Origin of the sequence: Nostoc sp. UHCC 0302 (assembly GCF_038096175.1) — a bacterium.
Lineage (GTDB): Bacteria > Cyanobacteriota > Cyanobacteriia > Cyanobacteriales > Nostocaceae > UHCC-0302.
In genome coordinates this window covers 4,871,361-4,884,835 of sequence record NZ_CP151099.1, presented here as the reverse complement: position 1 = coordinate 4,884,835, position 13,475 = coordinate 4,871,361, and the positions used below count along the sequence as shown (strand labels likewise).

The window sequence follows — 13,475 nt, the reverse complement described above, 5'->3', positions numbered from 1 at the left end:
CGTTAAGCTAAAATCTTCGACTGGTTAAAGAAGTCAGGAATATTGTTGTTTACAAATGATTTATGACTGACATCGCTAAGTAAAAACAAATATTTTAGTATTTTATGTAACAGTTTTTTGGTAACAGTTTTACCATAATCTCAACGGTAGGATTTAAATAAATATTTCGTTATCAGTTTAAACCTTCCAACTTGGTCGTAATATTACAGGGTTGCAAAGTTTATTTTATAACCAGATAAATTGTCATATGGATTGTAAAACTGCTACTTTGGTCTACCAAACTGAAAATCATATAGAAAAAATCCGCGAGATATTCCCAGATGCTTGGAAGTTCTTAGAAGAGCAATCTTTTGCTTATGTTGAAGGAAAAGAAAACGAGTTTGACTCAGCAGTCAAAAATTTAATTGGTGAACATAATTTTAAATTTAGAACGATTCATCGTGATGATAAAGATCCATTAACAAAAGACCTCTCTGAATTATTGGGAGATATTACATCTCGGTTACTTCTAGAAAAACATTTTTCAGAATTAGTTGGTCAGAAAGTTTTCTTCAGCAACATTTGTTGTAAAAGTCATATTACCGCTGATCATGAACTGACTTTAGAAGAAGTTTTACCAATACAACGTGCAGCAATTCAGTTGCAATAGGGCTGGGGACTAGGGACTAGGGACTGGGGACTGGGGATTGATTACTTAATTCTATTTCCAATGACGCCAGTTCTCTCAAGTCGGCGGAGCCGCCCATGAGACTGGCTCCCCAATGCCCAATGCCCAATCAGATTAAAGAATCTTCCTCCCAGTCAAAACTTCTCGTACTTCCAGCATGGCTGAATAAGTAGGCAGAATGTGCAAAGTCTCATCTTCTGGAGTATGCTCTAATGCGGTAGCGATCGCTTGCCGCAAATCTTCTTCTACAATCAAATTTAAGTTAGTAGTCTGAGCAGAGTTTTGACTATAGCGTAGACGTAGTGCCATATCATAAACTCGGTCACCACTAACGACTAAAGTTCCTCCCCTTTGTACTAATTTTTCTGTATCAACATCCCAAATCCAGGATACATCAGTGCCATCAGGTGTGCGATCGTTCAACACCAACAGAGTAGTTTTATCTGTACTTTGATTCACCACGCGAATGGTTTCATTCGTCCCTACAGGATTTTTTGATAACAGAATTCGTACTCGTTTACCGTTAATTACTAAATCTTCAGTACGCCCAAAAGCTGCTTGAAAATTGTTAATTGTATCTTTAATTGTAGCTTCATCAACTCCTAACTCTTGAGCAGCAGTAACAGCAGCTAAAGTATTATATTTGTTGTACAAACCAACGAGAATTTGTTGCCATTGGCTGCTTTCGAGAGTCGGTTTACTTTTGCTAAAGCCGCAACTGGGACAAGTGAAATCGCCTAAATGAGACAAATAGACACCTTTGTAATCTAAAGAGTGTCCACATTTAGGACAATAAATAGAATCGACAGCGTGAGGAATTGCCTCAAGATAGTTTTCAGGTTCGTTCAAACCAAAGAATAATACTCGTTGGGGTAACTGCTGACCGAGGTGAGATAAAGTTGGGTCGTCAGCGTTAGGAATTACAACCGTTTCTGGTGGTAGGGTAGAGATGACTTTTGTCCAACGCTTGCTAATTGTGTCGACTTCTCCGTACCTGTCGAGTTGGTCACGGAATAAGTTTAAACAGAGAATGATTCGTGGCTGGAGAGGTTTCAATATCTTCGGTACAATATTCTCATCAACCTCCAAAATGGCGTAATCAACATCCAGCGTTCCCACCAAGCTGGTGCTTTCTAACAACGCCGTCATCAAGCCATTTTCTAGATTTGCCCCTGTTGAATTATGAGCAACACGGTAACCTTTACGTTCTAAAATCGTTTTTAAAAGCAGTGATGTAGTGGTTTTGCCATTAGTCCCAGCAATTAAAATCACCCCGTTTTTCACCTGCTGACTCAATAATTCTAAGAGTCGGGGTTCAATGCGACGAGCAATCGAGCCTGGTAATACACTAGCAGCACCCAAACGCAGCGATCGCACCAAAAACGTCACACTTTTTGCTGCTGATACCGCAAAACCAAGTCGTAGTCTATCTATAAGTTTTATTTTGTTTCCCACATCCGTACCCTAAGCTTCTCGCGGTTGCTAACTGATAGTCTATATAATTGCAAATTTAATCTAGTGAGTTTAACTAATCTTTGCTCAAAAAGCCAGCCCATTCTTAAAGAGATGAGGCAGACAAGGAGGACAAGGGAATAAGAAGAATTACTACTCCTGCCTCCTTCCAAATACCCAATGCCCACTTGCCCTGAGCGTATGTTCAAGCCAAAGCTTCGCTAACGCCTCCGGTCTCGTAGAGAAGCCGAACGGATGCTCAATGCCCTTTCAAGAGATAATCTCAGTAAGCGTTATCTTAAAAAATAGCGTGCGGACGTAGTTATATATCCAATCCAGTTTGCCGAATTCAGCACAAACTTACGACATCTAATAGCTTGCAAGGTTCCTTTTGATGAATAGTAGAAAGTTTCTTTTTTTACATACCCAAATTGCTGATTGGCGAAGATTGCTATCGAAATGCCTGTTAATACTTGTTGTTTGTCTGTTCGTTATAGGTATGCAACCTGCATCTGCTGGTATTAAGGATGATGTATATGAAGGCAACATTTTTGTGGTTTTTGCTGGCAATGGTTCACTGGTTCCTGCTAAACAGACTCTTGCACAGGCGTTAGAGCAGCATAGACCCACAATGTTAGCCTTTTATGTGGATGACAGCAGCGATTGCAAAAAATATGCCATTGTTATTTCACGGGTACAGGAATTCTATGGTCGAGCAGTAGAGATTATCCCTGTGAATGTAGATACAATCTTGCCTAAACAAACATACAAGCCCACAGAACCAGGATATTACTATTCTGAGGGTGTTCCGCAAGTCGTGGTGTTTAATCAGTCAGGTGAAGTAGTCTTGAATAAAAAGGGTCAAGTCCCATATGAAGAGATAGACGATCGCTTACGGGAAGTGTTTGATTTATTACCTCGTACAGAATCAGTGCAGTTAAAGCGACGCGCCTTTAATGAGTACAGTAGTGAATTAGCCAAATGACTTTTAGGCTAGACCAAATCGGTCTAGTCTAAATTTTCGTGCTACCTGTTACTGCATTCCATATTCTGCCAAGAGATAATGTTTAAATATCTGGTTTAACAAAAGTCTGTAGTTCATAAGTCTATAGTTGATAACTAATGACAATGGCCAATGACTAATTAGAGTGTGTTCTGATGTCAAAGGTTTACACCACCGAGGAGCTAATTCAGATTTTGGCAGCTGAACGCCAAGCTTGCCTCAAAGGGAATCGCCTGAAATTAGAGATAACAGTTTCTGGCAACCCTGTAATTGATCAGTTTATTAGAACTGATGGGCTGCAAAAGTTTTCTGCCTATCAAGATTTTAAAGCTGCGATTCACGACTATCAACAAGAAAATCAAGTTTCAGGTGTTGTCTGGCGGGAGATGATAGTTAAAGGTAAAAACTTGCGCTATCCAGCAGTAGATACAGAATTAATTGCACTCACCAGTGACTTAGAAATATTAAAATCTGCCAAAAATTCAATTTTAGAGTTTTGGTACGAAGTGACTGCGGAAATGGACTTATATTTGAGTTTTAATAATAGTAAACAGTACCAGCAAATTAACAAACCTGATGTAGAGAGAATTGCTCAAATAACAGAATGGGCAAGTTTGTGGAAGTGGGAAAATTCTAGCTTTTTAGAAATAGTTTTGCAGATGGGATGGGGTAAACCAGAAGAAGCTAATTATAAACGAGGAAGACCGCGATCGGGAAGTGAATATATCCATGCTGTGAACCCAGGAAATCGTCCTATTGGGTAATTAATATTTCGGATAGCAATGCTCAAACCTACTGACAAAATTATGGAATAAAATTTCAACACAAAACCGCTTGTTGTCAGTACAAAGGCACTATATGTATAATAAAAATTTTACTTGTACAGATAGGTAACAATATTAAACTACACGAAGTATTTCAATAACAAAAATATCAAATGTAGTGCAATCTCTTAATCGCTTTAGTTACTCATAATTAATTAAATTTGTATCTCTGTCTGAACCTCTGTTTCAACTTGAGCCTCAACAATAGACGTATAAATTGGAATATCAGCTTGTATTGCTTCAAAACTTACAACTAAAGAGTATGGAACGCTAGCCTCTGGATCATTGTTCCAACCTTCATGTCCAACAACTGCAATAGAAAATGCCTCGGTAAGTTCAAATGAATTTACAACTGTCCAATCCTTTTGAAGAGTTCCTGCACTTCTAGATACACCTTTAATTATTCCGTGATTATTTTGTTTGCCGAGCATCCATTTAAAAAGACCTTCTCCCTTCTCCGCATCTTCTGGAGCATCAAACTCTTTCAAAACTCTAGCTTTAAAAAGTTCTGGATCTTCTCCTTTTTTACTACATTCCCAATCAAGCCAAGTTGAAAGATATTTTCGACGATTTCTACGGGTTCGACGTGGTTGGGCTTTGTATGATAAAGTAACCTCCAGAAGAATCTTAAATGCCTCTCCTTGAGAACGTAATTTTTCTGGCAGTTTTACTTGGTAAATATGAGCTTGTTTAGCTACAATGCGGCGCTCTCCTGTTGTCATCAAAGTGATTCTATTGGGAGCATTACCCAAAGCACGATCAACATTGGGAAGACCATAACCAATTTTACGAAGAACGTGCAATTTATTAACATCGTCTGCCACTGTCCATTCAGGCCACCTTGCTGATTGAACTATTAATGCACGGTAAAGAAGGCAATTATCATTAGGTAAATTAGCTGCTAGACGCGCAGCAATATGGCTTACTTTTGGTACTGAAAATGATGTTCCCACATTATCGGCAGCAATTGCAGGCCCACCATTCAATGTTGAACGCACTAATTCAGGACAAACATTTTGAGGATATGTAATGTTAGGTGGTGTACCTTCGTCTATAACAAAATCCCCACCATATTCAACTACTTCTGGCTTAATCGTCTTCCAAATTCCCAATCCAGAGCATGAAAAGGCTGAAGGCTGATCTTTCTGTGAGATAGAAGAATAGGGAAATTGATGGTAATAATTTAGAGCAATTGAACCAACTGTTAAAGCTTGAAAGCTTTGTGCAGGGTTAGCAATTCTACATGAATCCTCCAACAGATAATCTGGATACGGTCGATTAGCTGCCAGATGTTCTTTCACAGATAATCTTGTAGAGCCTGTTTTCCCGCCTTCGGAAGGTAAATTACCAGCTGCGACAATAAACAGGATATCCTCAGCCCATGTTAGATTATCAATCGTTGCTGCCCAAGCACTCATATATTGGGTTCGGCAGGGAACAGACCCAGCAATACAATGATTAAAAATTCTTGTTTTTGTTTGCTCATGGTAAATTTTTACAACTTCACCTAGAAGATTGGGAGGAAATAGCTGTTTAGGTAGTTGACAGTTAGCATCCAGAACTCTTGCATTTTGAATCCAACAAATAGATTTTTCCTTGCCATTGCGGGGTATAGTCCTGGGGTAAAGAACCGCACCAGCTACTCTAGTTCCATGTCCACCGTTGCCATAATAGTCAGAAGTTATATGAGTTTCTCCTGGTATCCAAGACCTTGAGCTTTGTGAATCAATCGCTGCTTTTAAAAGAAAATGACTTTCTTGAATACCACTATCAATAACACATACATTAGGAGCATTTGATTCTGGTGGCTCTAGTTGAAAATCGATATTATCAACATCTGATAAAGCTTCAGGCTCAACAAATTCAGCTAGATCATCAGGTAAACTGACATCAAAAATATACGGAAAATTTAAAACTAAATCTTTTAAACCCTTACCAGAAATTTTAATTCTGCAAGAAAAACTATCTGGTAGTTGAGCAGAATTAGGAATATGACCATCAATAATATTGAAAATTTCTCCTTGATATCCTTGAACAAAATCTGTAAAATCATCTTCTCTTTCTGACTTTATATCATCCCATTGTTGGTATGTTGAATCACGTTTGTTTATCCACTCCCTAAGCCGTCTAGTATATCTTTCATCAGTTTCATTAGATTTTGGTTCTGGATAATCAGAAAATTGAGACTTAGTACCTATGCATGAGATTCCCACATCTACTATAAAAATTTTATCGTCACTAATTTCTTCCCATTCATTAAGTAATTCTGGTGATAAAATGTATTCTGGTCTTCTAGTTCCATTCAAAATTTCCCATATTTCGGCAATTTTATTACCACCTCGCTCTGCCTTAATAAATTGTTCTATCTTTTTTTGTAGTTTACTAAATTCTGGATCATTGGCAGAAGCCCCAATAATATATCCATCTTCTAATTCAGCAATAACCTCAATACCATACTTTCTCAGATCCTCTACATCGAAAGCAATAGGATCTATCTTTAAAATGATAGGTTTAGATTTTTCGGTAAGTGGTGGCTTTCCTTCTTGCTCACGTTTTTCTTGAGTATCTTGCCAATCAAATATTAAGGAGTCAACCGAACCTTTGAGTTTACCTCCATGTCCCTGGCGATTACCCAGATTAACGAGTGTTATGGAATTCTTTTTTGCTCCTCCTCCTGGTGGCGATGCAGCACGTCCTTCTGTTGTCAGCCTAAGCTGGATATGTGGAAAACCCTGAGAACTTTCAACCATTTATTTATTCAGACACCAAAAATTAATACTAGGAAACTTTAATTTCTGTGATCGCTTCTTCTAAGTGTTCCTGAATCACTAGCTCCTCTCGCTCAAGGATTGCTCTTTTAGCTGCATCTTGTGCAACCCTCACAGCTTGAGCCGCAGAAAAATCTTTCATCTGCTCAATGATCCTTGGCCAGTTGATAGATCCCACTTCAATTGCAGATAATGTTTCCCTTAGTATAAATTCTAGCTCTTGTTCTCCGGGTTTGGGTACTGCGATCAAGTCATCAAATCTTCTCCAAAGAGCAGTATCTAGAGATTTATTTAGGTTCGTAGCTGCTACTAAAAGCCCAGAAGACGGTTGATACTCGTCCAAAATTTGAAGAAATGTATTTACTACTCGCTTAATTTCTCCTACTTCTTGAGAGTCTTCTCGTGTTTTAGCAATTGAGTCACATTCATCAAGAAACAATAAGCATGGATTTTTTGAAGCATCCTCAAATACAAGTCTCAAATTGCTCGCAGTTTCCCCTAAAAAAGACGACACCATTGCATCAAACCGAACTTTCAGCAGTGGTAATCCTGTATTCCAAGCTAAACGTTCTGCTCCTAGCGTCTTTCCACACCCAGGAGGCCCATATAGAAGAATTTTTTGTCTGTAACGCAATCCATGATGAGCAAGCCTATCTCTTGCCGCATATTCACGTTCAATTCGGCAGAAACGTTTCTCAATTTTTTCTGGCAACACCATATGATGCCGTAAATGCTCCCTTGGTATAATAGTTACTAAAGGAAGATTAAATCGCTTGCTAGTCGGTAACTCAGTTAATGTCTGTAAGTTTTCTGGTATTGAAGAAGCAGATTTGCTGATGTTAGTAGGCTTCTCTTTCTGGCTTTTTTTAGTGATATTCTCTAACTGGTCAGCTAAGAGAGTATGTCCCTTACTGCGTTCTTCCTCAATCACTAAATATGTCAGCTTATCAATCGCCTGTTGATCTGAACTAGCGATCGCCCTAAAAAATCTCTTGAGAAGCTCTGCTTTCATACTGCCTCTCAGTATAAATATTGACTTATAATATAGTATTATTGTACTATAATACTATAGCGCACTGCAAATTATAACGCGATCGCTTTATCCTTAGTGACTATATTAAGTTATATAAAACATCTCTTTTCTTAGAAACGTTCTGCATAACTTCCTCCCAGTTACTAAACTTAACCCCAATTATAGTTAATCTACCTCTGCATTAAAAAAGGCGGGCTTTTCAGCCCACCTTAGAAAATAAGAGAATATTCTGTTGCTATTAACCCAACAATTGCTTAGCCTTAGCTAACACATTATCAACGCTAAAACCAAACTTCTCTAAACAAACTCCACCAGGAGCCGAAGCACCGAAGCGATCAATACTAACAGTATCGCCTTCAGTACCAACATACTTATGCCAACCGAAACTGCTGGCAGCTTCTACAGACAAGCGCTTGGTAACGGCTTTCGGCAGAACGGACTCTTTATAAGCCGCATCTTGTGCTTCAAATAGATCCCATGCTGGCAAGGAAACAACACGGACTTTTTTACCTTCGGCTGTGAGTTTCTCAGCTGCGGTAACAGCGAGGTTTAATTCTGAACCAGTAGCAATGATGATTAACTCTGGTGTGCCTTCAGAATCCACAACTGTGTATCCACCTTTCGCCACATTCTCAACGGACGTACCTGCTAAGTTAGGAACATTTTGACGGGTGAACGCCAATAGGGTAGGAGCGTTGTTCTTTGCTCTTTCAATCGCTATTTTGTAAGCACCAGATGTTTCGTTTCCATCTGCGGGACGAATCACTGTCAGGTTAGGGATGGCTCGCAAGGAAGCCAAAGTTTCAATTGGTTGGTGGGTTGGGCCATCTTCACCTTGTCCAATCGAGTCGTGAGTCATCACCCAAATGACACCAGCTTGGGACAAAGCAGATAAGCGGATCGAGGCACGCATATAGTCTGTGAAAATCAGGAAGGTAGCACCGTAAGGAATTAATCCTGAACCATGCAGCGCTATACCATTACAAATCGCGCCCATACCATGTTCCCGTACACCAAAGTGGATGTTGCGGTTTTGGTATTCCCCTTTCTGAAAGTCACCGATCCCCTTAAGCTCGGTGAGGTTGGAGTGGGTTAAGTCAGCTGAACCACCAATTAATTCAGGTAAAACTGACCCTAGTTTGTTAAGGCTGGTTTCTGAGTGCTTACGGGTAGGCAGCGCTTTGTCTTCGGGGGTGTAACTAGGTAGTACCTTATCCCAACCGTCAGGCAGTTTACCGCTAGTATAACGCTCAAATTCAGCGGCTTCTTGAGGATACTTAGCTTTGTACTCGCTATATGCCTTGTTCCAGTCAGCTTCGTAGCCTGCGCCACGTTCTACTGCTTTACGTGTATAGTCGAGGACATCTTGGGGAATGACAAAAGGTTCGTATTCCCAACCCAAATTTTTCCGCGTCAATGCCACTTCATCTCCACCCAAAGCAGCACCGTGAACACCAGCGGTGTTTGCTTTGTTGGGAGAACCATAACCAATGGTGGTTGTGACTTTGATGAAAGAAGGCTTATCGGTGACAGCCTTGGCTGCTTCAATTGCTTTAGCAATCCCTTCTAAGTCAGTGTTACCTTCTTTAACGTGTAGAATGTGCCAACCATAAGCTTCAAAGCGCTTGGAAACATCTTCGGTGAATGCTACATCGGTGGAACCGTCGATGGAAATGTGGTTGTCATCGTAAAGGGCGATGAGTTTGCCTAGTCCCAAATGCCCTGCGAAAGAAGCAGCTTCACCAGAAATGCCTTCCATGTTGCAACCGTCACCCACAATTACGTAGGTGTAATGGTCAACAATCTTGGTATCGGGCTTATTAAACTTAGCAGCAAGGTGGGCTTCAGCGATCGCTAAACCTACGGCATTAGCAATTCCTTGACCCAGTGGGCCTGTGGTCACTTCCACGCCTGGGGTCATGAAGTTTTCGGGGTGTCCAGGGGTTTTGGATTCCCACTGCCGGAATTGCTTGATATCTTCAATGGTTACGCTGTCGTAGCCTGTCAAGTAGAGCAAGGCATACTGTAACATCGAGCCATGACCAGCAGACAAGACAAAGCGATCACGGTTAAACCACTTGGGATTTTTGGGGTTAAACCGCAAATAGCGATCCCAAAGTACAAAAGCCATTGGAGCCGCGCCCATCGGCAGTCCTGGGTGTCCCGATTTAGCCTTTTCTACGGCGTCAATAGCCAAGAAACGGATCGAGTTGATTGAAAGTTCTTCGAGGGATTGGGTTGCAACAGCCATAATAAGATTGTTTTTAACGACGGGTTAGCACTCTTGAGTAGCTCTCTCTTGCTGGGGTTATTCTAGATTCCCCCACAGTATCCTCATCATCCCACTCCCGATTGTCGATGGACAAGCGGGATCTTCTGAGTTTCTGGTGATAAATCAAGCTGATAATTGGGTTATGCCGAACGCTTAACTTATATCGGAATGATATCTATGATACTTTTGCCATCTCATTTTCTGAGATCCGGCAAGCTACAAAATTGGAAATTTTAGGGGTATTTCTTAAACGCTAGTGTGACATTGTGACCGCCAAATCCAAAAGAGTTGGATAGTGCCACCTCGACTTTTTGAGCGCGACTGGTGTGAGGTACGTAATCTAAATCACACTCTACATCGGGATTTTCTAAGTTGATTGTTGGTGGAATTTGGTCGTTAGCGATCGCCAGTGCTGTTGCTACGGCCTCAATACCTCCAGAACCGCCCAACAGATGACCTGTCATCGATTTAGTCGAACTGATTGCCACTTTATAGGCGTGTTCTCCCAAAGCTTTTTTAATTGCTCCGCTTTCAGTCGAATCATTAGCTGGGGTGCTAGTACCGTGAGCATTGATATAACTAACCATCTCCGGCGTTAGTTCTGCATCCTTGAGGGCGAGTTGAATGGCTCTGGCTGCTCCCAGTCCACCAGGTACAGGTGAGGTGATGTGGTAGGCATCACAAGTCATCCCATAGCCGATAAGTTCGGCATAAATGCGAGCGCCGCGACTAATGGCATATTGTAGTTCTTCTAGAATTAAAATTCCCGCACCTTCACCTAAAACAAATCCGTCGCGATCGCGGTCAAAGGGACGACAAGCATGAGCTGGGTCGTCGTTGCGAAAAGACAATGCCTTACAAGCAGCAAACCCAGCTACCGACAACGGTGTAACTGCCGCCTCTGTGCCACCACAAATCATTGCTTGAGCGTAGCCCCCTTGAATTAGGCGAAAAGCGTCTCCGATAGCGTTGGAGCCGGCAGCGCACGCAGTTACAGCGCAGGAATTTGGGCCTTTAGCACCAGTGTGAATTGCCGTTAATCCTGCCGCCATATTGGCAATCATCATGGGTATCATGAATGGACTACAGCGGTCTGGCCCACGATTGAGGTAAATAGTTTGCTGGTCTTCTAATACCTTAATGCCGCCAACGCCAGAACCAATCATAACACCGACCTGTTCTGCGTTCAGGTCATCAATCACTAATTGCGCGTCAGAGAGAGCCTGTTTTGCAGCAGCGACCCCAAATTGGGCAAACCGATCCATACGCTTGGCTTCTTTGCGTTCCAAGTAATCATGTGGATCAAAATTTTTCACTTCACCAGCAATCCGGCAGTCATGGCGAGACGCATCAAAGGCGGTGATGTAATCAATGCCATTGCGTCCACTTAACAATCCTTCCCAATAATCTGTTGCTGTGTTACCAATCGGTGTAATCGCGCCAACACCAGTTACAACAACGCGTTTACGATTATAATCTGTCATGATTCAATAAAAGGTGGCGAAAAAGCGAAAAGTCGAGCCAGTACATTCCTGTCGCCTTGCGTCGGAAAGCAACTGGTGAGTCCAGTCCTGTTCGCATAGCGTCTCCGTTAGGAGAAGGCGGGTTTCCCGCCGTAGGGAACTGGCGAACCCGAAGGGCTTGCCGCAGGCATCTGATACTTTGTAAGAAGCAGTAAGCAAATAGCTAGATATTAGGCATTAAGGATTAGGAACTGGGTACTAGGGATTGGGTATTAAGTATCAGGTGTTGAGTATAGGCAAAACTTTTTACCTAGTCCCCAGTACTCAGTACCCAGTACTCAGTCTCTAGTTAAGCTGATGTAGCAGCGTGTTTGTTTATGTAGTCCGCTGCATCTTGAACTGTCAAAATCTTTTCGGCATCTTCATCGGGAATTTCTACCTCAAATTCTTCTTCCAAAGCCATTACTAATTCAACTAAATCCAGAGAGTCTGCCTGTAAATCGTCCGTAAATCTGGCTTCTGGCACAATTTTTTCAGGCGCAACTTCCAGTTGATCGGCTATTACTTTCTTAACTTTTTCAAAATTTGCTGTTTGGCTCATAGATATAAAGTCCTTACCTGGTTGTTAGAATTCTGCTCTTTATGGAAGATATTGATTTGAGCATATACATCTTATCGGAAAGCGCGATCATCCGTATACGCTTCAGCCCTAAAAGAAGAGGGGAAGGAGAGGAGCAGGGAGAAAAATAACTTACTCTTGACTCTTGACTCTTGATTCCTAACTCAGCACTCTAAATGCCCAATGCCCAATGCCTCTTGAAACTCCACATTTCAATACTTCTATTTTTCAATTTTGGCTAAATCTTTTTTTTACGAAATCCCCATCAGTATCTCAAGCCTTGATAGCATCGATAAGTATGTGAAAACTTCTGGGGCTTCCCAAAGTAGGGCGCTTCCTTTGCTTGTAACTTAGGTTGCTGCCGCTCAGGGCTTCCATACTAACAAGGGATGATAAAACAGTGATTGTCTAGGGCGATCGCCCTAACTAAAACATACTTCTATGCTATCTCAGATGCTTAAATACGCTTACTTTCCTGGCTGTGTTGCCCAAGGCGCTTGTCGGGAGCTTTATCAGTCAACCCAAGCCCTCACTCAAGCACTGGGAATTGAACTGGTTGAATTAAAAAAAGCTGCTTGCTGTGGTTCTGGCACATTCAAAGAAGATTCGCAGCTGCTAGAAGATACAGTCAACGCTAGAAATATTGCTTTAGCAGAAGAATTAAATCTGCCACTACTTACCCATTGCAGCACTTGTCAGGGTGTTATTGGTCATGTCAACGAACGCCTGAAAGAATGCCAGACAAATAACCCTGCCTACATTCAACAGGTTAATGGCTTGCTCAAGAAAGAAAGTTGTTTGCCTTATCGTGGCAGTACTGAAGTTAAACATCTTCTCTACGCTCTAGTTACAGATTACGGTTTGGAGGAAATTACCAAACGTGTTACCCGTAAGTTGAGTGGACTAAAATGTGCAGCTTTTTATGGCTGTTATCTCCTCCGCGCCCAAAAGTCAATGCCCTACGATGACCCCTACCAACCGGAAGCGATGGAAAATATGTTTCGGGCGGTGGGTGCAACACCAATTTATTACCGAGGGCGAACGCAATGTTGCGGTTGGCCACTTTCTAGTTATGCCACTACCCAATCTTTTAAGATGGCGGGGATGCATATTCAAGATGCTTTGGCTGCTGGTGCTGACTGTATGGTGACACCTTGTCCTCTGTGCCACCTGAATTTAGATTCTCGTCAGCCAGAAGTAGAAAAGGTAATTGGGCAAAAGCTAGGTTTACCAGTCTTGCATTTACCTCAGTTGATTGCTTTGGCAGTTGGAGTTAGTCCAGAAGAACTGGGTTTATCACGGCACATTGTTTCCACAAAATCAGTTTTGGAGAAACTAGGTTTTTAGTAAGCCTCAATTCCTTAGCGTTTATAC

The 13,475-nt window shown here is 41.6% G+C and carries 10 protein-coding genes; 4 read left to right on the top strand and 6 right to left on the bottom strand.

Annotation, left to right across the window (positions count from 1 at the left end; all coding sequences use genetic code 11):
• The first annotated feature begins 247 nt into the window (after nt 1-247).
• The gene (locus WKK05_RS21120; RefSeq protein ID WP_341525051.1) at nt 248-649 is read left to right on the top strand and encodes a hypothetical protein; all 402 of its coding nucleotides are present in this window, start codon (nt 248-250) and stop codon (nt 647-649) included.
• 132 nt (nt 650-781) lie between these two features.
• Here WKK05_RS21120 and WKK05_RS21115 read toward each other — a convergent pair whose 3' ends face one another.
• Nucleotides 782-2,122: a Mur ligase family protein gene (locus WKK05_RS21115; RefSeq protein ID WP_341525050.1), complete on the bottom strand. Its 1,341-nt coding sequence runs from the start codon at nt 2,120-2,122 to the stop codon at nt 782-784.
• Between the two features lie 391 nt (nt 2,123-2,513).
• Between WKK05_RS21115 and WKK05_RS21110 the strand changes: the two genes are divergently transcribed.
• Both WKK05_RS21110 and WKK05_RS21105 read left to right on the top strand, forming a co-directional pair.
• Entirely contained in the window at nt 2,514-3,104 is a 591-nt protein-coding gene (locus tag WKK05_RS21110; RefSeq protein WP_341525049.1) for a thylakoid membrane photosystem I accumulation factor, read from the top strand.
• Nucleotides 3,105-3,277: 173 nt separating this feature from the next.
• Nucleotides 3,278-3,886: a hypothetical protein gene (locus WKK05_RS21105; RefSeq protein WP_341525048.1), complete on the top strand. Its 609-nt coding sequence runs from the start codon at nt 3,278-3,280 to the stop codon at nt 3,884-3,886.
• Nucleotides 3,887-4,101: 215 nt separating this feature from the next.
• On the opposite strand, the gene WKK05_RS21100 is transcribed toward WKK05_RS21105, so the two are convergent.
• The 5 genes from WKK05_RS21100 to acpP form a co-directional block, all read right to left on the bottom strand.
• Nucleotides 4,102-6,696, bottom strand: coding sequence for a S8 family peptidase (locus WKK05_RS21100; protein WP_341525047.1), 2,595 nt, complete (start codon nt 6,694-6,696; stop codon nt 4,102-4,104).
• 28 nt (nt 6,697-6,724) lie between these two features.
• Entirely contained in the window at nt 6,725-7,726 is a 1,002-nt protein-coding gene (locus WKK05_RS21095; RefSeq protein WP_341525046.1) for an ATP-binding protein, read from the bottom strand.
• Between the two features lie 259 nt (nt 7,727-7,985).
• Nucleotides 7,986-9,998: a transketolase gene (gene tkt, locus WKK05_RS21090; RefSeq protein ID WP_341525045.1), complete on the bottom strand. Its 2,013-nt coding sequence runs from the start codon at nt 9,996-9,998 to the stop codon at nt 7,986-7,988.
• Between the two features lie 254 nt (nt 9,999-10,252).
• Nucleotides 10,253-11,503: a beta-ketoacyl-ACP synthase II gene (gene fabF, locus WKK05_RS21085; RefSeq protein WP_341525044.1), complete on the bottom strand. Its 1,251-nt coding sequence runs from the start codon at nt 11,501-11,503 to the stop codon at nt 10,253-10,255.
• Between the two features lie 328 nt (nt 11,504-11,831).
• Nucleotides 11,832-12,083 carry an acyl carrier protein gene (gene acpP, locus WKK05_RS21080; RefSeq protein ID WP_341525043.1) on the bottom strand — a complete coding sequence of 84 codons (252 nt, stop codon included), beginning with the start codon at nt 12,081-12,083 and terminating at the stop codon, nt 11,832-11,834.
• Between the two features lie 459 nt (nt 12,084-12,542).
• Between acpP and WKK05_RS21075 the strand changes: the two genes are divergently transcribed.
• Nucleotides 12,543-13,448 (top strand): CoB--CoM heterodisulfide reductase iron-sulfur subunit B family protein, encoded by a 906-nt coding sequence (locus tag WKK05_RS21075; RefSeq protein WP_341525042.1) that lies wholly within the window; start codon nt 12,543-12,545, stop codon nt 13,446-13,448.
• Nucleotides 13,449-13,475 lie beyond the last annotated feature (27 nt).